Raw genomic sequence first — 19967 nt, 5'->3', positions numbered from 1 at the left:
GGTGGACACAGCATGACCCGGCATATCGAAAAACGTTCCGTCTCCTGGTCGATAATCCTCAAGTTTGCGCTAGCCTTCATCCTGCTTGGCGGATTGTCTTATGTAATGGAGCACTGGGGCGGCCGATACATGAGCCGGTTTACGGCATTCGTCGCAGCACAGGGCAACTGGGGACCGGCCCTTTTCATTCTGCTCAATATGGTGATGATAATGCTGCTGGTGCCGCAGGTGCTGTTCACCGTGGCGGCCGGGGCACTTTTCGGCTGGAAGTTCGGGGCGGGATATGCATCGATTGGTATGACCCTTGGTGCGGTCGGCGCCTTTTTCCTTGCCCGCTATGGCGTTCGTGAACGCCTTCGGGAGAGGTACCGCGATAATCCCATCTATGAGCGGATGCAGGTCCTCAGTCGTTCCCATCCGTTGCATCTTATTTCACTCAGTCGGATCATTCCCGTCCTTCCCTTCCCGGTGACCAGCTACCTGTTGGGCATCACGGAAGTCCGCTCGTTGCCCTACGCCTTGCTTTCCTGGGTGAGCATGTTGCCGGAAACCCTCTTTTTGGCGTCGGGCGGGCATTTGCTTACGTCCGGCATCACAGGGCGCGCCTCGGCCGAGGCTGCTGTGGTGTTGGCCGTGGCTGGTGTTGCCGTGGCCATCGTGGTGCATCGAATGAAGAAAAGATTATTGGCAGGAGAGGGGAAGGATTAGTCCCTGGCTGCTATTGCCAGAGCCTTTACCTGGGGAAGCATGGCGCAGGCTATTTCCCTGACGCCTACCGCGTTGGGATGCGTCCCGTCCAGCAGCATCAGTTCACTGTTGCCGAAGTAGGGGGCCAGGATATTCGGGAAGAGGGGCAGGGCGTAGCGTTCGGACAATGCCGGAAAGATTGCCTCGAAACGGCGTTGGTATTCCGCATTAGGATTCAATTGTGCGGTAATGCCGACCAACAGGACCGGAATGTGCCTTTCGGCAAAGGCGTCGAGTATGGCAGTCATATTCGACTCGACACGGCTGACAGGCTCGTCCAGAAAACAGTCGTTGGCACCAAAGGCGACGATGGCCGCGTCCGGTGCTGAAGCGAGCACTTCGTCAAGCCGCTCCAGGCCGTCGCCCGACGTATCTCCGGAAATACCGAAGTTGCGGCAGTCCGAGGGTATCCCCACATCGGCCAGCAGTTCTTCCAGCACGGTGGGGAGCGCTTCGTCCGGAGCCAGGCCATACCCTTCGGTCAGGCTGTCGCCAAAGCAGGCTACGCGCACAACGTCAGCCATGTACGACCTGCTAACCGTTGATCCACAATTTGACGCGTGCCGATTCTTCTGCCCAGTCCTTGCTCAGGCGAAGTGCCAGAAAGTGGCCGTACACCACGTCGAGCATTTCCACGCAGCGTTCAATGAGGAATATCTTTTCCAGGAATTTGGCATCCGGGTCGTCGCCTTCCTCGTCCTTGCTGGCGACCTTGGGCGTCTTGAGGCCGGAGAGACCGAAATCCGAGGCGGAAAGGGAAACGAGCCAGCTATCCGCATCCATGGTAAACAAAATTTGCGCCTTGTTTACCTTCTTGCCGTGCAGCAGGCCGGTTTTGGCTTCGCTCATTTCGCCACCGGGGCTGGAGACGGTGGTTGTGGACTTGGTTTCACCTTCGCCGCCTTGCACGGAGAGTTTCTGCTCCATCTGCAACGTGAAAGTCCGATCTTCCTTGAGCTTGAACAACGGATTGTCGTTATCGGTCTTGTACCAAAGCCAGGTCAGGAAATCCTGACCAAGAATGTTGTTTTCGCGTTCTACAAGAGAGAGGTCCATTTCGGCTCCTTACACAAAGATGGTGGGTTCGAGGCTTTCCAACCTGGGTGCGGCTTCTTCGCCAAGCTTGTCCATTGCGGCGAAAAACGGGGTCAGCTGTTCCAGGTGCAGATCGAAGGTGAGGGCAAAATAATCCTCGAACAGGGAACGGACCTTGGTGTTGGTTGTATCCAGATAAATGCGATTGGCGGACGGATTCCAGATGATGTCGAAAGCGGCCGGGATGGGCAGGGTGCGTGCGCGCAGGCGCAGCGTGACCTGTTCCTTGATCTCTCGCTTTCTGTCGCGGGAAACGAAATTCTTTCCCTGTTCCTTATTCCGTTCAAGTTCCTTGGCAACTTCGATGCTCAGATGCTTTTTGAGCACGGCAGGGGAAATGCGGCGGGTATCAAGACGGAGTTTAAACGCGAAATAATCCGCTTTTTCCGGAGGGGATTGTACCCAGTTTACATCAAGCATGTCATCAAAGTTGGCCCAGCCAAAGGACCGTTCGTCCGCGGTGGCGTCGATATCGACAAAACAGAACTGTTGCAGTTTTTCGGGGACCTGGCTGATAATTTCATTGGGAACGTCCTCAATGATTCGGTATCGGGTCAGGCCCAGGCTGGCGGAGAGAATGCTCAACTTCGGCTCCTCGGGTTCGGCGTTAAAAACGAGAGTAACTGCGTAAAACCTCTTGCCTCGCTTGTCCAGCGCGAAGAGGAAAATCCCTCAGCTTCCCACCTTGTCATCTTCTTGCAAGCTGACTACACTTATAAGAAAAACGGAGATACCCCATGTCGAATCAAGCGCTTGCCGATCTGATTGCATTCCTGGACAAAGCCGCAGCCACGGTGCGCCGCGTGGAAGCGGAAGGTGAAGCTGCCCTGAAGAGTGAGGGCCAGGCTGCCTATGTGGAAAAGATGCGGGAGAAGGCTAACTATCTTTTGGGCCTCGCGGAGCAGGGGCGAGTCCTGACCGAGGCTATTGGTGGCGAGGAGGGCAAAGCCATTCACGCCCGATTGCGAAAGTTTTCCGCCAGTGCCAAGGCCTCTCTTGGGTTCGACAGCGTGTTTTTTATGTCCGCCCTGCTTTATCCGGAGGATTACAAGCCGGGCGACCCCAATGACCTGGAGCTGTTCGTGCAGTCGCTGCGCGAGAAGGTGTAAACGTCTTACTTGGGGACTTTGAATCCAGTGTCCCTGTGGGCCTTTTTCCGTTCGGCCTGTTGTTTCTGCCCCAGAAGGACAATGGCGTGCACCTCGTCATCCTGGGCGCGGTCCAGGTCCTGGAAAACACATCCCACAGAGCCGCGTTCATGACGCATTACCTTGGCCATCACCCCGGATATCCTTGTCTTTCCATTCAGGATGATATCCATCTCCAGTTTGACGCCGCCTTTGATGCGCGGCTTTTCAAAGTCGAATCCCAACCCGGTGGCGCTGATGTTGTTCACCGGAAATTGTTTCTTTAGGCGTTTGACCAGCACAGTCAGTCCGTCGACTCGGATGCGGAGGGCGTCCCTATTTTTGGCATGTCCATCTTCATCCTTGAGAGAGATGCTGAAACCAAGGGTGGAGTCAATGGGAGCGGCTGAAATCTTTTGTGATTTTTTCCGCTTTTTCGTTTTTGTTCCACTTAGTGTTAGGCCGAGTCCTGGGGCGGATTTCTCTTTTTTCTTTTTCTTGATTGAGGCCGTTTTGCCTTCGGAAGCTTTTCCGGCTGCAGTTCTGGCACTCTTTGTGTGCGACTTGGCTTTGCCTTTTCCAGAGGAAAAGAAATTTGTGATAAAGGAGAAAATGCCCATATTGCACTACCGACGTCTGAGGAACTTGGTGTTTTGAATGGCTTAGGACAAATGGCCGGGCATGACAAGACTGTTGGCGGCGTAAAAACGGAAAGTGTGATCAATTTGTCGGGGGAATGGCTTGACATTTTCGCAGGCAACAGCCAAAGAAGAAGCAGTTTTTCAAGTAAATAATTGGGTGTGAGGAGGTTGACATGATTGGTGAACTGCTTTCCGGGATGGCACACAGCTCCGGCCCCGGTTTTGTCGGTGTGTCCTTGATCTTCATTTATCTTGCATGGATTCTTGCCATCGGGTGTATCCGGGTGAAGGAAGCCATGAACGAGGATCACCACTAAGACGGTTTTGCGGCGCTTCGGTGTTGCGATAAAATTTCAAAAAAGCCCACCTTTCTGAATTGGAAGGGTGGGCTTTTTTTGTTGGTTAGAGAATATTGGGTCAGGATCGACAACTGCGGCTCTGGCTTTCGAGAACCACGTCGAGCAGATATTGTCCGTAGCTGTTCTGGCTCATGCTGCACGCCAGTTTTTGTAATTGATCGGCATCGATGAAGCCCATGCGGAAGGCTATTTCCTCCGGGCTTGAGATCACGTAGCCCTGTCGCTCCTGTACGGCGCGGACAAAACTGGACGCGCCGTGCAGAGATTCGTGGGTGCCCATGTCCAGCCATGCATAGCCCCTGCCCAAAGTCCGGACCTCAAGGTCGCCACGTTCCAGATAGAGCTTGTTGATGTCTGTAATTTCCAGCTCGCCTCTGGGTGACGGGCCAAGCGACTTGGCCATGTTGATGACGTCGTTGTCATAGAAATACAGACCTGTCACCGCATATTTTGATTTGGGCTTTGTCGGCTTTTCCTCAATGGACAGCGCCTTGTACTCCTCGTCGAATTCCACGACACCGTACCGTTCCGGATCTTTGACCAGATAGGCAAAAACGATGCCGCCCTTTTGCAGACTGCCGCATTCTTTCAGGATGGAGCCAAGGCTATGGCCGTAGTATATGTTGTCGCCAAGCACCAGGCTGACTTTGTCGTTGCCGACAAAGTCCTCGCCGATAAGGAACGCCTGGGCCAGACCATCGGGCCGGGGCTGTTCCCGGTAACTAAGGTTCAGACCAAGCTGTGAACCGTCACCCAGCAATGCCTCGAATCTCGGCAGATCGCTGGGAGTGGAGATGATCAGGATATCCCTTATGTCCGCGAGCATGAGCGTGGACAACGGGTAATAGATCATGGGTTTGTCATATACCGGCAGCAGCTGCTTGCTCACTACACGGGTCAAGGGATGCAGACGGGTGCCGGAGCCGCCCGCCAGAATAATGCCTTTCATCTGGCCCTCACAGGTCCTGTGATTTACTTCGTATGTTAGTTAGGATACATCCCAACACCATGTGACTTGCCCGGAACTATAGGTCCCGGACAAGGGAAAATGCAACCCGATTCAGCAAAACCGGGAGCGGTAAACTGTATGAATTATCCCTATTTTCAATTTTCCGGTGGAATCTTTGCAGCTCTTCTGGTTCTGGTCGGGCTCTTTTTTCTTTTCATCTTTTTACCTGTATCGCTGGTTACCGAAGCTTTTTCGCGTTTAGGCCTTACCCCGATTCAGGGTTTTCTGGTCTTTATCGCCATCTTGCTGGGGCGTACGGTAAACCTGCCGATATATACCAGCGAACGGCTGGTCATGGTTCCCCGCCGCCGGAGTGTGCAGTTTACCATGGATTCCATGGGGCGTGCCCTCAGGGTGGAGGAAGAGCCCGGAAATGAGCTGAAAAAGCAGGTGGTGGCTCTCAACATAGGCGGTTGTATTCTGCCGGTCCTGTTGAGTGCGACATTTCTTATTGGATTGCATGTTTCCGGACATGCGGAAGGGCTTTTCCTCTGGCTGCCTTTTGCAACGATCATCGTTGCGCTGGGATGTTATGCAATGTCTCGCCCGGACCCGTTTACCGGTCTCAAGGTCCCATTGTTCATGCCCGGTCTGATGACCTTTCTTTCCGTCTACTTCTTTGTGCCCGAGCCGCTGCGTCCTGTGGTTGCCTATGTGGCCGGGACTCTTGGAACACTCATCGGCGGCAACTTGATCCCGCTGCTTTCCCCGCGCGTCCGTTCCCGCATCGCCACCCCGGAAATATCCATTGGCGGAGCCGGAACTTTTGGCGGTGTGTTTATCGCGGGCATCCTCGCTGTTTTGTTGGCCTGATACGCAAGGAGTGAACATGACCCGATCTACCATTTCCCTGAAAGTCGTTGCCCCTGTGGAAAAGGGCGGGAAAGTGTATTGTTGCCCCTCGGATGAGGGAGTCCCTTCCGGTTGGGTTCTCTGCGAAAGTGCCTTGCCGCAGCTTAAGGTGGGGGATCGTGTGGCCTGTGACGGAGCTGAATTTCGCGTCGCTTCGCTCGGGTGGTTGCCCTGCGGGGATAGGACGGCCTCTCGTCGTATCTGCCTTTTGGAGGCATTGCAGCCTGTGGCGCAGGGGACCTATAAGTGCACGGTGGTGCGGAAAGGATATGCCCTGGCCTGGGTAACACTGAGCGACAAGGGCGCTGCCGGGAAGCGGACGGATGAGTCCGGGCCGCTTATCGGCGAGATGGTGGCCGGCAAGCTGGATATTCGCATCACCCAAGGATTTATTATCCCCGATGAACCGGCTCAGCTGAAGTCTCTTTTGGTTGAACTCTCCTTGGGACAAGGCTTTGATCTGATCATGACCACTGGCGGAACAGGGGTTGGCCCTCGCGACATTACGCCCGAGGCGACCCTTGCCGTCATCGAAAAGAGGCTGAGTGGCTATGAGCGCGCCATGACTGGTGCCAGCCTTGCGAAAACTCCGCATGGCGCCATTTCCCGGGCGGTGGCAGGAACTTTGGGAGAGTCGCTCATTGTCAATATGCCCGGCAGTCCGAAAGCGGTTGCCGAGTGTCTGGAACCGCTGCTGCCCACGCTCAAGCATACGCTGGAAAAACTCCAGGGCGATCCTTCGGATTGTGCTGTTTTACGTAAATGATTTGTCGCATTTAGGGTTGCCACTTGGGGCGAGTCTTGCTATTAGATTTATTGTGATTTTGTTGCAGGTTCAACAGAACTAGTTGAAATATAAGACAGGATAGTATCTATGCGCCTTAAACGTTTTTGGCTCGTGCTCGCGGTTCTCACCGCATGGCTTGCGTTCGGTGGCTTGGCCGCCGCTCAGGACGCCGATCCTGCATCCCCGGCTCCGGCCGATGGTGCCATGGTTGCTCCGGCGGATATTTCCGGGTCTTTTGACCTGGAGCGCTGCGTCAAGCGTGCGCTTGAGGCCAACCCGAGCATGAATGCCATTCGCGCTCAGTTGACTGGAAGCCAGTACGGCACCAAGTCTGCATTCGGCGGCTTTCTCCCGTCTGCTTCCGTGAACTATGGCTGGACCAACTACGGGCGGAAATATGTCTACAGCGGCAAGCACAGCGATTGGACCAGCGGCGTCAATGTGACCCAGCCGGTATTTCGTGGCTTCAATGTCCTGGCAACTTGGCAGAAGGCTGCATTGCAGGAAGAATCCACATCCGCTTCGCTGGATAATGTCGAACTTACCCTGATAGGGAATGTGCAGTCCAACTTCCTGTCCCTGCTCAAGGCTCGTATGGACGTCAAGAGCGCCGAGGATTCGGTTGCCCGACTGGAATCCCAGCTCAAGGTCATCACCGCATTTTACGATGTCGGCCTTCGTCCCAAGGCGGAAGTGCTGGACGCCGAAGTCGACCTTGCTACCGCGCGGCAGGGCCTGCTTAATGCCCAAAACAATGTTTCCATTCAGGAAACGCAGCTCAATACCCTGCTCAATCTCCCCTTGGAGATGCAGGTGGACTATGTTGGCAAGTTGGAAGATATCCCTTTTGATCTGACTCTCAAGGAGTGCCTGGCTCGTGCCTACAAGGGACGTCCCGATCTGGTCGTCGGCGAAAAGAGCGTCAAGATTGCCGAGAAGGACGTGACCCGGGCCGAAAGCAATTTTTACCCTCAGGTCGATGCCGAGTGGGATTACGTGAACCGCGGTACGGATGCCGGTTTGTCCAAGGGAAGATATCCTTATACCAACAAGGAATACTGGACTGTTGGTGTTGGTGCTTCCATGAACATCTTCCGTGGCGGGCAGGACTACTACAATGTCCATCAGTATAAGGAAGTTGTGAAGCAGGTCGAGGCCGAACTGGAGAATACCAGACTGAATGCCGGATTCGAGGTTAAGCAGGCTCTGCTGAACATCAAGTCCGCTGCCGACAGCATTGATGTGGCGCGCAAGTCCGTTGAGGCCGCTACCGAAGCCTATCGTATGGCCGTAGCCCGGTATCAGGCTCAGGTCGGTACCAACACGGATGTGTTGAATGCCCAGTCCCGTCTGACCGAAACCGAAGCGCAGCTGTCCCAGTCGCTTGCCAATTACGGTACCGCCATTTCCACACTGTATGTCGCTATGGGTGAGAAGAACCTCGGTCTCAAGGAGGCCAAGTAGCCGTCATGTTCGGTCGCAAGAGGTCTTGGCAGGCCAGAGGAATGGTCTGCGAAAAGTGCGGACGTGATCTGACTGCCTTTCGTGGATGCCGCGAAGTGACTTTGCGATGTCCGTCCTGCGGCAAGGAGTATGACCTGAAACAGTTTGCTCCCGACATGGATGAAGACTTTGAGGAGGAAATGGGGTTTGTACCCATGGACAGAATATGATTTTACTGCCGAAAGGCGCTTGAGACGCGCGGCCATCGTTTTGACGTTGGCCGCCGTTTTCTTTTTTATGCCCTTGCCGGTTCGTGGTGAAGGTGTGGATTGGAAGCCGTTGACCGATCGATTGGCGGCTGATGGCTTTGACCGAACCTACCTGCAATCCCTTTTTGCGCGCAAGAGTCTCGAGTTTGATCCGAAAATCATGGCCCGCAAGATGAATGTCCTGCTGGCCGCCAAGCTCCGGGCCGCAAGCCCGACGCCAGCATCACCGCCTCAGGTCCTGAGCCGTTACCTGAATCCTATTCTGCTGGCCGGTGGCTATGCTTATTTCAGAGAAAATAGTGATACTCTGAAAAGGATTCAGGCAAAGTATGATGTCCCCGGCGAGGTGTTGACTGCCCTCATGCTCGTGGAAACCAAGTTGGGGACGATGATCGGGGATCGAAATGGTTTTACGATCCTTGCTTCCATGGCCCTGGCAGGGAATTTCGAGTTGATCCGGGCGTACATAACCCCTTCGGATTTATCGGATGAAGATATGGAATGGCTTGTTCGCAGAACCGAACAAAAGGGGAATTGGGCCTATTCAGAGCTTAAGGCTCTGATCACCTATGCACACAATAACGGTCAGGACCCTCTGAATATTCCAAGCTCCGTATATGGTGCAATCGGACTGTGCCAGTTTATTCCGTCCAGTGCGGTGTATTATGGCGTAGACGGAACCGGTGACGGTCGTGTGGACTTGTTCGACAACACAGACGCCCTGTACAGCATAGCAAATTTTCTGAAAAAGCATGGTTGGAAGAATGGCATAGATCCTGAGGCACAGCTAAAGATCATATACCACTACAATCATTCCCAGAGCTATGCCCTGACCATTCTGGAAGTGGCGGACAGAATTCGCAAGACAAGCCAGTTCTTCGGGAATTAGCCGTCTATCAAACTGCGGTACAGGTTCAGGCTCCGCTTGAGGAATTCTTCCAGCGTCAGCTGGGACATGATCCGTTTCTGGCGGTCCAAAACCTGAGAGCTGATATCCGGCTTTGCCACTTTGGCGATGGCTTCGGCCATGGCCGTCTCGTCACCCGGAGCGATAAGTGCCGGAGGGCTGACAAGGTCGGGCATGACGCCCACGGATGTGGAAACCAGAGGTCTTTCCGCCGCCATAATTTCCAATGCCGAGCGGGCAATGGCCTCGGACCAGAGCGAGGCCACCACGCCAATGTCCAGTGCGGAAATGCAAGCGGCCACGTCGTTTCTGCGACCGCTAATGCGAGTGATGTCCGCAATCTTTGCTGTCTGGATGTCTGCCTCGATTTCGGACTTTGTCATGGCTGTATCAAACCCGATAAGAAAAAGGCGGATGTTGGGCAGGGTGGTCTCTCGCAGCTTTGCCACCGCACGGATCAGTTCCCTGTGCCCCTTGACTCGGTCAAAACGGCCGAGAAGCCCTACGACAAGATCGTTCGGCGCAAAGCCGAACTCGGCGCGTACCGTATCGCGACCTTCAGGATCAAAAGAAAACCGCTCCATATCCACGCCCCCGTGGATGAGCCAGACGCCTTTGGCCGGTGTATGCATTTTCTTGAGAAAATAGTCCGCCATGAATCGGTTGGTGACGACAACGGCGTCGGCCGCCTTGGAGTGGAGCCAACGATTGAAGGTATCGCAGCGGGGAGGGCGCTGGTCTCCACGGGTTCGCACCAGCTTGAAGGGGAAGCCGCCGAGCTTGAGCAATCCCCACAGGAAGAATCCTTCTCCCCGGTGGCAATTGACGATATCTGGACGATGTGTCCTGAGTAGTTGTATGATGTGCCCTACAGCGCGGGCAAAACGAACCGGATTTGTCGTATTGAGGTCTACGGACTGGGTCTTGAGGCCCATTGCCTTGGCCGTTTTCTCGGCATCGGTATCGGCCTGCGTCAGGACGAGGACTTCATGACCTGCGTCCATCAGCAAACGGCTCAAGGTAAGAGCGTACCATGCGGTGGCGTTGAACCACCGGACGTTGATGACCTGAAATATTCTCATTACGGCTCCAGCTTCAATGTTGATGCAGCATGACAGTTCGCGAGCGCTAAGGCAAGGTTTACCATTGATGGATGATACGTTGATTTCAATTATATTACCTACCTACAATAGGGCCTCCTTCCTTGGAACGGCACTGGATTCGGTTTTTTCACAAACGTGGAAGCATTGGGAGCTCATTGTTGTGGATGACGGCTCGACGGATGAAACCGGAGCGCTTCTGAAGCGTTATGAAGATCCTCGGCTTAAGGTCCTACAACGTGAAAACGGTGGTGTTTCCGCTGCTAGGAATACCGGCATAGCGCAAGCATCGGGTGATGTCTTCGCCTTGTTGGATTCCGATGACGAATGGTTGCCGAAGAAACTGGCGACGCAGTGGAATTATATGCGAGAGCATAGCTACGAGATTTGTCAGACCAACGAAATATGGATTCGCGGCGGGCGCCGGGTCAATCAAAAGGCGAAATACGCCAAACCGGAAGGGTGGTTTTTCAAGGATTCACTTGAGATGTGCCTGATCAGTCCGTCCTGTACCATGTTTACTCGCTCGGCCTGGGATAATATCGGGCCATTTGATGTGCATATGCCGTCTTGTGAGGACTATGACATGTGGCTCAGGACCTGCCTGCAATATTCGGTGGGACTTGTTGATGAGCAATTGACGATTAAGCATGGTGGCAGGCCGGACCAGCTGTCCAACTGTGTGCCTTGTGCCGATAGGCATCGCATTCGCGCCCTGGTGAAAATTCTGCAATGTGGGAAACTTGACGAAGATCAGGCCGATATGGCCATGTCTGCCCTGGAGCGGAAAGTCGGAATTTATATGCAAGGCTGTGAAAAAAGAGGAAAAAGCGATGAGGCAAAACTCGTTTGGAACCTGTTTTGCATGATTAGGGAAGGGAAAGAAGTTCCCTTGAATTCGCTAAGTTAGTCCAGAGTTTCAGACCAAAAGCATCCGGCTGCCTTCATAGGATTGTGGGAAGCCCCGGATAGAGGTGTTATGTGTCGTCCTTAGCCCGTCTTATAGATCTGCTGCCTTCTATCGAACAATCGCGAATGGTTGCATCCGGTTACGGTGTCTGGCTTTCCTGGAAAGGAACGCTGAACAGCGCCGTGGAGAATACCCTGCGCGAATACGGCGTTCTGCTTTTGGCTCAGGAAGAAGGGCAATCGCTTTGGTTTTGTCACACTCCTGAGTTGTTCCGGGCTCTGGCGCGGCTGCAGATGTGGGCGCGCGTCAATCCCATGCCTGTCCTTTGCCAGGTTGTGCCCATGACCTTTCTGGTCGGGTACAACATGGATTTTTCTGCCTCCCTGTCAGCTGAACTGGACCGTCAGGACTCGCGGGTCAGTGAGGATTTCGAAGTCCTGATTCATCCCAAGATCAAGGACAAGGTCAAATCCGTTCCCGGGCTGAGTACCATCCCTGTAGGCAGTGTGGACGGGCTGGCTTCGGTGGAATGGCTTGGTCTTCAGGTTGACCAGGGCTTGGACTACGAGACCGTTCGAAAGTGGTACTTCATCATAAAACCGCTGGGCAAAATGTCCGATCAGGACAGCTTTGTTGGCTGGCGGGATTTCTCGTCTCATATTCTGGCTCTGGTGCAGCGACTTGGTCTCAAATATGTGTCTGATGTCAAGGAAGGCGCCATCTTCTTTCCGTTGGACAACTTCCAGCTACTCAAGAATTTTTGCATAGAAATTCTGACCCTCATAAGAGAGACCAAGGAAGATCCTGATCTGCAGGTGTGGCCGGTCGTCATGGCGGCCGTTTCGCAGGAAAGATTGCAGTTCACACAGGATCTGCCCAAAAAAGTGGGTCTGGACTGGAATAGGTTGACCCCGGATTATCCGCATGTCCGCTTTATGGACGGTTTTCTGCTCTCCCATTGGTTCAAGGTCAATGAGGCTCGCTACGGCACGGAAGCCTTGTCGCTCGATTCTTGGTGCACCATCGCTCAACGTGAGGGCGGGGCGATGGTGGAGCATGGCACCATGGAGATCATGTTGCCCGACGTCCTGGCAGGTGGAGACGGCACCGAATGTTTCTACTGTGGGCAAAAGAACCATGTTTCCGGTCACTGCCCGTCCAGAAGCATGGCAGCAGTCCATCCGCAGGTCTGGCACCTGCTTTCCAAGGTGGATGTCAAAGAGATCAATTCCGCATTGGCGGTTGTTGATGCGGAAGCGGGCAACGGGAATTTCGCCTCCGCAATTAGAGCAATCATGGAGCGCAAGAACGATCTGTCCAGCCTGCTTGTACGGGCCATGTATGAGATCAATGTTCCGGCCCAGATCAGAATGCTCAAACTGGTGTGGCGCAGCCGCAGCAAGGAATGGGCGGATGGATTTCGGCAGCTCGCTCCTGTTGAGAGCGGCGGAGTGTGGGAAGCGCTCAACCTCATGGAGGCCGCAGATTCTGAGAATGCCGAGGAATTGCTCAAGGCAGCGCAGCTCAAGTCGCCGCGTAATTATCAGCCGCATTCTCTCATGGGCTTCATCCAGTTGGAGCGGAACGATACCAATCAGGCAATGTTCAATTGGCAGGAAGCGGAGCGGTTGAGCTATACCTCGTTGCAGCAGGGATACTTCGCGTATTTGCAGGCGCGTCTGGACGAGGTGGGCGGCACGCTCAAGGAGGCCATTAACGGTTACAAGCGAGCGTCCTCCCATTCCCCAGGTTGGATTGATCCCGTCTACCGGCAGGCGGTATGCATGATAAAAATGGGCTTCACCGGCCAAGCCATGGATCTGTTTTCCGATCTTATTCGGCGCGAGCCGCATATTTTCAATCGTGTGCTGTTGGACCCGGAATTGGACCGTGGCCGAGTGCAGATCATGAGCTCGCTATGGGAAATGTGGAGTACGGCTGCCGAGGAGATGAAACAGGCGAGTAGTCAGGTCGAGGCCTTGGTCAAGGACATCGAGCGCCGGTTTAATGAAAACCACGACTACTACGAATCCGCCAATGAAGAATTGGAACGTTTGAACAAGCTGTCCAGCACCAATAATTATGTGGCGTTTCGGATGTTGGCCAGCGGAACGAATAAATTTCAGACCGATTTGGACGACGAGGTCCGGCGTGAGATCAAACGGATAAATGCCAACCTTGAGTATCAGGCGGAACGTATCCGGTCCATTCAGAAGGAGGCGGCGTGGTTCCCGTTTCCCAAGCTCCTTCTGGAGTTCAACAAGGACTTCAACTTTTGCGTGGACAAGATCAACTGGATCAAAACTCAGAATTTGAAGGATGCCGATAACTTTCGAAAGGCATTGGCCTTTATGGAGCAGGTGGAGGACCGGATTGATACCCTCCAGGGGCGTCTGGTCACCTTGCGCATTGTCCGGGATTCGACACTCTTTGTCTTGATGCTGGGCCGCAATTTTATTTGGTTGGAACTCATTTGCCTGGGACTGGCCCTGGTCGGGGTGCCGGGCTTTATTTATTTCACCCAGGATGTGCAGGGCAACTGGATCGTGGACGCCTTGCGCGAACAGCGTTGGGAATTTGCCAAGGGGCTGGTTATCATTTTGAGTGTTCTCAGCATTGCCTTTGCCGCGATAAAAAGCGGGCTTACGTTTGAAAAGCGAAAGCGTGAACTTTTCAACCAATTGGATGATGAAAGACGCAGTTCGGCGCCTCGACGTTACTGATTATCATCTCTCGTCACTTTCCATCGCCCGTCTTTGCAGGTACGTTCGTGCCTAGTCATTAATTGCAGCTTGAGAGGGACATCATGCATACCCTTGTACTGATCCGGCACGGACAGAGCGCATGGAATCTGGAAAATCGTTTTACCGGTTGGACCGACGTGGACTTGACCGATCAGGGCATTGCCGAAGCCTCGGCCGGTGCCCGCTTGTTGGCGGAAGGCGGTTATACTTTTGATGTGGCCCATACGTCACTGCTCAAGCGGGCCATCCGCACCCTTTGGCTTGTGCTGGATGAGCTGGACTTGATGTGGCTTCCCGTCAGTCGCACATGGCGGCTCAATGAGCGGCATTATGGGGCCTTGCAGGGACTGAACAAGGCCGAGACGGCGCAGAAGTATGGCGATGAGCAGGTTTTTGTCTGGCGTCGCAGTTTTGATGTGCCGCCGCCAGCCCTGGACTCCGATGACGAACGGTTTCCTGGACATGACCCGCGCTATGCATCTCTTTCCGAGGACGAATTGCCTCGATGCGAGTCGCTCAAGCTGACGATCAATCGGACAATGCCGTACTGGTTCGAGACCATTGCCCCCCAAATTCGAGAGGGGAAGCGGGTGCTGATTGTTGCCCACGGCAATTCCCTGCGTGGTTTGGTGAAGTATCTGGACTCGATGTCCGACGAGGACATAACCAAGCTGAATATCCCCACCGGATTGCCTTTGGTCTATGAACTGGATGACGAGCTGAAGCCCATTCGGCATTATTATCTGGGAGATCAGGAAGCCGCGGCCAAGGCGGCCGAAGCTGTTGCCAACCAGGCCAAGGCGGGGTAAACCCGATCCCGTCATGGACGGGAAACGCTTCACTCAGGATTTGCTTGATTGGTATGATCGGAACCGCCGGGATCTTCCCTGGCGGGATAAGCCGGAACCTTATGCCGTCTGGATCTCGGAGGTCATGGCCCAACAGACCCAGATGGACCGGGTAGTAACGTACCATGATCGGTGGATGCAGCATTTGCCCACGCTGGAAGATTTGGCTGCAGCCACGGAAGACAAAGTTCTCAAGCTTTGGGAAGGGTTGGGCTACTATTCCCGGGCCCGCAATCTGCAAAAGGCCGCCGCAAAGATTCTGCAAGAGCATGGCGGGAAGTTCCCGGATGATCCGGAAGCCATTCGCGCCCTGCCTGGAGTAGGCCCATACACTGCCGGCGCCATCGCTTCCATTGCGTTCAATAGGCGGGAGCCCGCCGTGGACGCCAATGTCCTGCGCGTGTTTGCTCGACTTTTGGATTTGGCCGAACCAATACGGACCACCGCGGTACGGAGTATCGTGGAAGCCAAGGTGCGGGAATTGATCCCCGAGGACCGGCCGGGTGATTTCAACCAGGCACTCATGGAGCTGGGGGCGCTGGTCTGCTCAAAGGGACCGGACTGCGGCAATTGTCCGGTGCGGGAACATTGCGAGGCCTTGGCTCATTCTACCGTTTCGCAGCGTCCTGTCCCTGCATCCTCCACCGAAATTATTCCGATCAATATGGCCACAGGGGTTCTGGTGCACGAGAATCGCGTGCTTATTCAAAAACGCAAGCTGGGCGATGTGTGGCCCGGATTGTGGGAATTCCCCGGCGGAATCATTGAACGGGGCGAAAGCCCGGAGCAGACGTTGGCCCGCGAGTATGTGGAGGAAGTGGAGCTTGCCGTGGCACCGTTGGAGCCGATCACCGTGGTGCGTTACAGCTATACCCGCTATCGGGTTACCATGCACTGCTACCTTTGCGAAAACAAAGACGGTAATGTTCCGGCTCCGGTGTTCCACGAAGCCATAGAAGGGCGGTTCGTTTCCTGGAAGGAACTGGATGGCTTCGCCTTCCCTTCAGGGCACCGGCGGCTTCTGGATTGGATGCGCGGTGATGCTCGATACTCCCATCTTTTCTGATTTTTCATAATATCAATGTGTTGTGCCGTGCGGCACACACTTTGCTTTCTCCTATGCGGAGGCTTGTTTTCAAGCCAAAATTTTGACGTGGGAGAACGCGTATGTCTTTGGATTCCATTCTCGGTTCCCAGCTTTCCGTCAGTGCCTTGAAGGCAGGCGGCAACTCGGCCGTGCAAAATCCCGAGTTGCAGGCCGCTTTTGCCGAACAACTCAAAATGGCTCAGAATCTCTTTAGTCAGGGGGACCCGTCTGACGCAGGTAAGGAGAATTCCCCCATGGGGCGGAATGCCTTTGTAGGCGATGCCATGATGTACGAGGCGTTGACCACTATCGCCCGGATAATGCAGGCCGAGACGCAACGGACCCCGTATCTGTCTTCAGCAGCCAGAACGAATGCAGCTCAATCTTCGGCTCCCACGAAGCAGAGTGCTGCCGTAAGCGATGTCGCCAATACTGATCCCTTGGTGTTGGGGGCTCTTTCGGCCCGGTTTGAGTCGGGCGGAGAAGGGGTAGGGTCCATCGGGTATGATCGAACAGGCGGCACTTCTTACGGGACTTACCAGATCGCTTCGAAGCCCGGCACAATGGACCGGTTTCTTGCCTACCTGGATGAACGGGAACCCGAATGGGCAGGTCGACTCCGGCAAGCCGGGCCTTCTGATACCGGGTCTAAGTCGGGGGCAATGCCACAGGTCTGGCAGGCGCTGGCGTCGGAAAATCCCGAGCGATTCGGCCAGTTGCAGCACGATTTCATCAGCAGTGAGACGTATGCTCCGGCGCGGAGCATGATTCTCTCGCAGACGGGGCTGGATTTCGACAAGGCCCCGGAAGCGCTCCGGGAAGTGTTGTGGAGCACGGCTGTACAGCATGGTCCGACCGGTGCGGCACGTATTTTCGGCAGGGTTATTGAGCAGTTTACCGGCAAAGCCGCAGGTGGCGAGTTCAACTCCCAGTTGATTGAGGGCGTGTACGATACCCGAAAAGGACAATTCGGTTCCTCCACCGCTCGCGTACGGCAGGCTGTTGCCAATCGTCTTGATAACGAGAAACAGCTCGCGTTGAATCTGCTGGGCGCTCGTTCGCTGAATCAGGTGGTGTAGGCGGAATCATCCGGTTCCCCACGCTGGGTGTAGTAATTATTTAGCTGCTATCGACAGTTTGATTTCCAGCGATGCGTCGAGTTCCACAAGCAGCGTTCCGGCTCGCTGATCCACGCGGACCTGCCCTTGGGCAAATCCCTTTACCTTTCGCACGTCCTTGACCAGAGCATACATTACCTCGGCCTTGCGGTCTTCGCTGCGCGAGCTTTTCAGCCCGCAGAGAATGGCGGCTTCGGCCAAAGTTGTCTGCGGCACTTCCTGTCCCGGATGATCCCGTTTCAGAATGAGATGTGAACTGGGGCCATCCGCAAGGTGAAACCAGTAGTCGAACGGGCTGGCCGCCTTACTGAGCATGGCGTGGTTGGCCTGCTTGTTCTTGCCCCGTATCATTGTAAAACCGTCCGAGGAACGGAACAGGGAAACGGCCAAGCCTCGGTAGCGGGTCGGCAAAGGCGAGGGGGCCTGTGCCTCGCTATGGGAAATGGTGGAAAATCTGTCGGGAAGAATTCCTTCCTCTACGGCATTCAGCTGGGCGAGGAGCTCCTGACGGCGGCGTTCCACATGCGGGAATCCCCGACGCGCCTTGCCTGCCAGACGAAAATATCGCTCCATGTTTTCCGTAACCGAAAAATGAGGGTTGAGGAGAACGGTTATTGGTCCTCTCTTCGGATGCTCTACGCTCACGGACTCCAATCCTTCGGCGTCCTTGAGACGGTAAAGGGCGGCCTGAAGCGCTTCGCCTCGAATTCGCTCCTCGGAGAGCTGTTCCAAGCGGGCGGCTTCCTCTTCCAACTTGGCGAGGTTGCGCTTTATCTTTTTGCGCGCTCGGGAGAGCTGGATTTTTTCAGGACGCTCCTCCACTGTTTCCAGTAGAGGGAAGAGAGTGCGTTCGCCATACGCATTGGCGGCTTCCAGAGCCGAGCGGAATGATTCCGTTCCTTCTTGTGCCCATGCTGTTGGCGGTTGTGGCTCGCCTTTACGTGTTGCCAGGAAGAACTGGTCAACCGATGCTCCAGCCAGAGCGAGATAGAGCGGCAGCGCCTTGTCCTGGTTCAGGCCAGCCAGTTGCTTGCGTAGTGGAGGGGAGATTTGAGGATATTCGCGCCAGATGTCCTGGTCGGCAATGACGTCCTCCAGCGCAGGCCAGTCGGGCTGTTTGAAAAAGTTTTCATCCAGTTCGTTTACAAGGGAGAGCCCCTCCCGACAGTCGAGGAGAAGGAAACGCCCACAGGGAGGCGTATCGCGCGGGGAAAGTTCCAGGGCCAGGCGCAGGGAAGGCCAGTCTGCATGCCATGCCAGGACCTTGCGGTTTGCAACTCGTTTGCGAAACCACATGGCCATGGCTGCTACTTGTTGCGGATTGGATGGTTTGGTGCCGGATAAAAAAAGGTGGCCCGCCGATTTGGCGGGCCTGAAAAGCGTGAAGAGTGGTGAGCCCGAATTCTGGATCTTGATGGTCCAGACGTCAGGAACCGGTTGATATATTTTGTCCAGGCGACGCCCCACGAGCAACGTCCCCAACTCAACGGCAAGGAAGCGGAAGAAGTTGGCTTCCATCAGACTTGGGTTCTACAGTGCGGGACGAGGGGCGGTTAATCGCCGCGAACGGCCTCGTCGGCTTCCTGTTTGCTCTTGCAGTTGATGCAGAGCGTGGTCATGGGCCGAGCCTTGAGGCGCGCAATGGAGATTTCGTCTCCGCATTCCTGGCAGAGGCCAAACTCGCCGTCGTCGATGCGGTCGATAGCTTTCTGGATTTTCTTGATGAGCTTTCGTTCGCGATCTCGAAGCCGCAGGGTGAAAGCTCGATCGGACTCTGCGGTGGCCCGGTCGGCCGGATCGGCGAAGAGTTCACCGGATTCGGTCATATCCTCGATGGTAGCTTCGCTCTTTTGGAGGATGTCATCGAGCATTCCGTTTAGGATATCCTTGAAATACTGGAGGTCTTTTGCTTCCATGTGTTCCTTCCTGAGATATCAGACGAATTGGTTGTAGCGTTTCAATCCCGTTTCTATTACTGAATTAAACCGCGTAGGTATACTAAAAAAGGCCCAAAAGTAAAGTCTTTCCATTACATGAAAAATTACAAGCGGTTCTTGACAGCCATGATCGTGAAAAAAATGAAAATTTAGGCTTGACTCCGGAGGGGGGCGCGGGTAAACAAGGCTTCGCTCGTGAGCGGGAATAACTCAGTGGTAGAGTGCAACCTTGCCAAGGTTGAAGTCGCGGGTTCAAATCCCGTTTCCCGCTCCAGCATAAGGCGACATAGCCAAGTGGTAAGGCAGAGGTCTGCAAAACCTCCATTCTCCGGTTCAAATCCGGATGTCGCCTCCACTTCGCGGGAATAACTCAGTGGTAGAGTGCAACCTTGCCAAGGTTGAAGTCGCGGGTTCAAATCCCGTTTCCCGCTCCAGGAAATAAAGGGCCGTCCCATGGGCGGCCTTTTTCGAGACTTACTTTCCAAGTCTTTCCTGGATGAGGCAAGAGATGCTCCATGCATTATTTTAGTCTCAAATCTGGAAGTCATAACCGCATTGCGGGAATAACTCAGTGGTAGAGTGCAACCTTGCCAAGGTTGAAGTCGCGGGTTCAAATCCCGTTTCCCGCTCCAGAAATCAAGGGCCGTCCAATGGACGGCCTTTTTTTGGCGTTTGATTCTTATCAATGAATGGCAGCGCAAGTTTTTGATCTGTTCTTATTATATTGTATAAGTCTTTTTTCGCGTGATCCATTTCTATAGGAATTGGATCAAGAGGAGAGAGGGCGCTAACCGCATCGTAGTTTAGAATTCCAGTCTTGGGAGCCTTGGGCAGGGAAGGCGCCGGATTGCGGAATATAAATATTTTTCTACTGAATTTGTTTTCCCGTTCGATTTTGGACTGATCCGGTACACTCCGTGCACAAGGGGAAGGGAACGGCAATCTTTGCCCAACTCTAACCAAACGACGCACATGACTCATACATAC

At 54.4% G+C, this 19967-nt stretch carries 22 protein-coding genes and 4 tRNA genes; 18 read left to right on the top strand and 8 right to left on the bottom strand.

Annotated features, from left to right (window positions below):
• Window positions 1-12 precede the first annotated feature (12 nt).
• Window positions 13-708, top strand: coding sequence for a TVP38/TMEM64 family protein (locus tag ACI0FG_RS08915; protein ID WP_419788186.1), 696 nt, complete (start codon window positions 13-15; stop codon window positions 706-708).
• Here ACI0FG_RS08915 and ACI0FG_RS08910 read toward each other — a convergent pair.
• The 3 genes from ACI0FG_RS08910 to rdgC are packed head-to-tail and all read right to left on the bottom strand — an operon-like array spanning window position 705 to window position 2427.
• Window positions 705-1271 (bottom strand): arylesterase, encoded by a 567-nt coding sequence (locus tag ACI0FG_RS08910; protein ID WP_419788185.1) that lies wholly within the window; start codon window positions 1269-1271, stop codon window positions 705-707. The two genes, ACI0FG_RS08915 and ACI0FG_RS08910, sit on opposite strands and share 4 nt — an antisense overlap.
• 10 nt (window positions 1272-1281) lie before the next feature.
• A complete protein-coding gene (locus ACI0FG_RS08905) occupies window positions 1282-1803 on the bottom strand; it encodes a hypothetical protein (RefSeq protein WP_419788184.1) in 522 nt (173 codons plus the stop codon).
• Window positions 1804-1812: 9 nt separating this feature from the next.
• Window positions 1813-2427: a recombination-associated protein RdgC gene (gene rdgC, locus ACI0FG_RS08900; protein WP_419788183.1), complete on the bottom strand. Its 615-nt coding sequence runs from the start codon at window positions 2425-2427 to the stop codon at window positions 1813-1815.
• A 152-nt stretch (window positions 2428-2579) separates the two neighbouring features.
• Here rdgC and ACI0FG_RS08895 point away from each other — a divergent pair, with 152 nt between their 5' ends.
• Window positions 2580-2951: a hypothetical protein gene (locus tag ACI0FG_RS08895; protein ID WP_419788182.1), complete on the top strand. Its 372-nt coding sequence runs from the start codon at window positions 2580-2582 to the stop codon at window positions 2949-2951.
• A gap of 5 nt (window positions 2952-2956) precedes the next feature.
• On the opposite strand, the gene ACI0FG_RS08890 is transcribed toward ACI0FG_RS08895, so the two are convergent.
• The gene (locus ACI0FG_RS08890; protein WP_419788181.1) at window positions 2957-3238 is read right to left on the bottom strand and encodes a PilZ domain-containing protein; all 282 of its coding nucleotides are present in this window, start codon (window positions 3236-3238) and stop codon (window positions 2957-2959) included.
• 288 nt (window positions 3239-3526) lie between these two features.
• Between ACI0FG_RS08890 and ACI0FG_RS08885 the strand changes: the two genes are divergently transcribed.
• Window positions 3527-3763, top strand: coding sequence for a hypothetical protein (locus ACI0FG_RS08885; RefSeq protein WP_419788180.1), 237 nt, complete (start codon window positions 3527-3529; stop codon window positions 3761-3763).
• Between the two features lie 20 nt (window positions 3764-3783).
• The gene (locus ACI0FG_RS08880) at window positions 3784-3927 is read left to right on the top strand and encodes a hypothetical protein (RefSeq protein ID WP_419788179.1); all 144 of its coding nucleotides are present in this window, start codon (window positions 3784-3786) and stop codon (window positions 3925-3927) included.
• A gap of 100 nt (window positions 3928-4027) precedes the next feature.
• On the opposite strand, the gene rfbA is transcribed toward ACI0FG_RS08880, so the two are convergent.
• Complete coding sequence (rfbA, locus tag ACI0FG_RS08875; protein WP_419788178.1) at window positions 4028-4918, bottom strand: glucose-1-phosphate thymidylyltransferase RfbA; 891 nt, start codon at window positions 4916-4918, stop codon at window positions 4028-4030.
• A 138-nt stretch (window positions 4919-5056) separates the two neighbouring features.
• On the opposite strand from rfbA, the gene ACI0FG_RS08870 reads away from it, so the two are divergent.
• From ACI0FG_RS08870 to ACI0FG_RS08850, 5 genes are all read left to right on the top strand, one after another.
• The gene (locus tag ACI0FG_RS08870; RefSeq protein WP_419788177.1) at window positions 5057-5791 is read left to right on the top strand and encodes a DUF1614 domain-containing protein; all 735 of its coding nucleotides are present in this window, start codon (window positions 5057-5059) and stop codon (window positions 5789-5791) included.
• Window positions 5792-5807: 16 nt separating this feature from the next.
• A complete protein-coding gene (locus tag ACI0FG_RS08865; protein WP_419788175.1) occupies window positions 5808-6596 on the top strand; it encodes a MogA/MoaB family molybdenum cofactor biosynthesis protein in 789 nt (262 codons plus the stop codon).
• Between the two features lie 108 nt (window positions 6597-6704).
• Window positions 6705-8081, top strand: coding sequence for a TolC family protein (locus tag ACI0FG_RS08860; RefSeq protein WP_419788174.1), 1377 nt, complete (start codon window positions 6705-6707; stop codon window positions 8079-8081).
• A gap of 5 nt (window positions 8082-8086) precedes the next feature.
• Window positions 8087-8290 (top strand): dual CXXC motif small (seleno)protein, encoded by a 204-nt coding sequence (locus ACI0FG_RS08855; RefSeq protein WP_419788173.1) that lies wholly within the window; start codon window positions 8087-8089, stop codon window positions 8288-8290.
• Window positions 8268-9218, top strand: coding sequence for a lytic murein transglycosylase (locus ACI0FG_RS08850; RefSeq protein WP_419788172.1), 951 nt, complete (start codon window positions 8268-8270; stop codon window positions 9216-9218). The genes ACI0FG_RS08855 and ACI0FG_RS08850 overlap by 23 nt, the downstream gene beginning before the upstream one ends.
• Here ACI0FG_RS08850 and ACI0FG_RS08845 read toward each other — a convergent pair.
• Window positions 9215-10318: a glycosyltransferase family 4 protein gene (locus tag ACI0FG_RS08845; RefSeq protein ID WP_419788171.1), complete on the bottom strand. Its 1104-nt coding sequence runs from the start codon at window positions 10316-10318 to the stop codon at window positions 9215-9217. The two genes, ACI0FG_RS08850 and ACI0FG_RS08845, sit on opposite strands and share 4 nt — an antisense overlap.
• 67 nt (window positions 10319-10385) lie before the next feature.
• On the opposite strand from ACI0FG_RS08845, the gene ACI0FG_RS08840 reads away from it, so the two are divergent.
• From ACI0FG_RS08840 to ACI0FG_RS08820, 5 genes are all read left to right on the top strand, one after another.
• Window positions 10386-11246 (top strand): glycosyltransferase family 2 protein, encoded by an 861-nt coding sequence (locus ACI0FG_RS08840; RefSeq protein WP_419788170.1) that lies wholly within the window; start codon window positions 10386-10388, stop codon window positions 11244-11246.
• Window positions 11247-11371: 125 nt separating this feature from the next.
• Entirely contained in the window at window positions 11372-13969 is a 2598-nt protein-coding gene (locus tag ACI0FG_RS08835) for a tetratricopeptide repeat protein (RefSeq protein ID WP_419788169.1), read from the top strand.
• Window positions 13970-14052: 83 nt separating this feature from the next.
• Window positions 14053-14799: a 2,3-diphosphoglycerate-dependent phosphoglycerate mutase gene (gene gpmA, locus ACI0FG_RS08830; RefSeq protein ID WP_419788168.1), complete on the top strand. Its 747-nt coding sequence runs from the start codon at window positions 14053-14055 to the stop codon at window positions 14797-14799.
• A 13-nt stretch (window positions 14800-14812) separates the two neighbouring features.
• A complete protein-coding gene (mutY, locus tag ACI0FG_RS08825; RefSeq protein ID WP_419788167.1) occupies window positions 14813-15904 on the top strand; it encodes an A/G-specific adenine glycosylase in 1092 nt (363 codons plus the stop codon).
• Window positions 15905-16005: 101 nt separating this feature from the next.
• The gene (locus ACI0FG_RS08820; protein WP_419788166.1) at window positions 16006-17004 is read left to right on the top strand and encodes a hypothetical protein; all 999 of its coding nucleotides are present in this window, start codon (window positions 16006-16008) and stop codon (window positions 17002-17004) included.
• 36 nt (window positions 17005-17040) lie between these two features.
• Here ACI0FG_RS08820 and ACI0FG_RS08815 read toward each other — a convergent pair whose 3' ends face one another.
• Both ACI0FG_RS08815 and dksA read right to left on the bottom strand, forming a co-directional pair.
• A complete protein-coding gene (locus ACI0FG_RS08815; RefSeq protein ID WP_419788165.1) occupies window positions 17041-18561 on the bottom strand; it encodes an NFACT RNA binding domain-containing protein in 1521 nt (506 codons plus the stop codon).
• Between the two features lie 35 nt (window positions 18562-18596).
• A complete protein-coding gene (gene dksA / locus ACI0FG_RS08810; RefSeq protein WP_419788164.1) occupies window positions 18597-18959 on the bottom strand; it encodes an RNA polymerase-binding protein DksA in 363 nt (120 codons plus the stop codon).
• A gap of 220 nt (window positions 18960-19179) precedes the next feature.
• Here dksA and ACI0FG_RS08805 point away from each other — a divergent pair.
• The 4 genes from ACI0FG_RS08805 to ACI0FG_RS08790 all read left to right on the top strand — a co-directional run bounded on the left by ACI0FG_RS08805 (window position 19180) and on the right by ACI0FG_RS08790 (window position 19612).
• Window positions 19180-19254 (top strand) — tRNA-Gly (locus tag ACI0FG_RS08805).
• Between the two features lie 6 nt (window positions 19255-19260).
• Window positions 19261-19335: transfer RNA gene (locus ACI0FG_RS08800), tRNA-Cys, on the top strand.
• A 4-nt stretch (window positions 19336-19339) separates the two neighbouring features.
• Window positions 19340-19414 (top strand) — tRNA-Gly (locus tag ACI0FG_RS08795).
• 123 nt (window positions 19415-19537) lie between these two features.
• A tRNA-Gly gene (locus tag ACI0FG_RS08790) sits at window positions 19538-19612 on the top strand.
• Window positions 19613-19967 lie beyond the last annotated feature (355 nt).

Origin of the sequence: Pseudodesulfovibrio sp. 7M6, assembly GCF_050058625.1 — a bacterium.
GTDB lineage: Bacteria > Desulfobacterota > Desulfovibrionia > Desulfovibrionales > Desulfovibrionaceae > Pseudodesulfovibrio > Pseudodesulfovibrio salinus.
The sequence above is the reverse complement of the archived record's forward strand: the minus strand, read 5'-3'. Positions and strand labels throughout refer to the sequence as shown.

Excerpts from the sequence above, each read along its gene's own strand:
- ACI0FG_RS08870 (WP_419788177.1), top strand. The coding sequence starts at position 5,057 with ATGAATTATCCCTATTTTCAATTTTCCGGTGGAATCTTTGCAGCTCTT.
- ACI0FG_RS08895 (WP_419788182.1), top strand. The coding sequence starts at position 2,580 with ATGTCGAATCAAGCGCTTGCCGATCTGATTGCATTCCTGGACAAAGCC.
- ACI0FG_RS08835 (WP_419788169.1), top strand. The coding sequence starts at position 11,372 with ATGGTTGCATCCGGTTACGGTGTCTGGCTTTCCTGGAAAGGAACGCTG.
- ACI0FG_RS08845 (WP_419788171.1), bottom strand. The coding sequence starts at position 10,318 with ATGAGAATATTTCAGGTCATCAACGTCCGGTGGTTCAACGCCACCGCA.
- dksA (WP_419788164.1), bottom strand. The coding sequence starts at position 18,959 with ATGGAAGCAAAAGACCTCCAGTATTTCAAGGATATCCTAAACGGAATG.
- ACI0FG_RS08815 (WP_419788165.1), bottom strand. The coding sequence starts at position 18,561 with ATGGAAGCCAACTTCTTCCGCTTCCTTGCCGTTGAGTTGGGGACGTTG.
- gpmA (WP_419788168.1), top strand. The coding sequence starts at position 14,053 with ATGCATACCCTTGTACTGATCCGGCACGGACAGAGCGCATGGAATCTG.
- rfbA (WP_419788178.1), bottom strand. The coding sequence starts at position 4,918 with ATGAAAGGCATTATTCTGGCGGGCGGCTCCGGCACCCGTCTGCATCCC.
- mutY (WP_419788167.1), top strand. The coding sequence starts at position 14,813 with ATGGACGGGAAACGCTTCACTCAGGATTTGCTTGATTGGTATGATCGG.
- ACI0FG_RS08905 (WP_419788184.1), bottom strand. The coding sequence starts at position 1,803 with ATGGACCTCTCTCTTGTAGAACGCGAAAACAACATTCTTGGTCAGGAT.
- ACI0FG_RS08820 (WP_419788166.1), top strand. The coding sequence starts at position 16,006 with ATGTCTTTGGATTCCATTCTCGGTTCCCAGCTTTCCGTCAGTGCCTTG.
- ACI0FG_RS08840 (WP_419788170.1), top strand. The coding sequence starts at position 10,386 with ATGGATGATACGTTGATTTCAATTATATTACCTACCTACAATAGGGCC.
- ACI0FG_RS08915 (WP_419788186.1), top strand. The coding sequence starts at position 13 with ATGACCCGGCATATCGAAAAACGTTCCGTCTCCTGGTCGATAATCCTC.
- ACI0FG_RS08855 (WP_419788173.1), top strand. The coding sequence starts at position 8,087 with ATGTTCGGTCGCAAGAGGTCTTGGCAGGCCAGAGGAATGGTCTGCGAA.
- ACI0FG_RS08865 (WP_419788175.1), top strand. The coding sequence starts at position 5,808 with ATGACCCGATCTACCATTTCCCTGAAAGTCGTTGCCCCTGTGGAAAAG.
- ACI0FG_RS08880 (WP_419788179.1), top strand. The coding sequence starts at position 3,784 with ATGATTGGTGAACTGCTTTCCGGGATGGCACACAGCTCCGGCCCCGGT.
- ACI0FG_RS08910 (WP_419788185.1), bottom strand. The coding sequence starts at position 1,271 with ATGGCTGACGTTGTGCGCGTAGCCTGCTTTGGCGACAGCCTGACCGAA.
- ACI0FG_RS08860 (WP_419788174.1), top strand. The coding sequence starts at position 6,705 with ATGCGCCTTAAACGTTTTTGGCTCGTGCTCGCGGTTCTCACCGCATGG.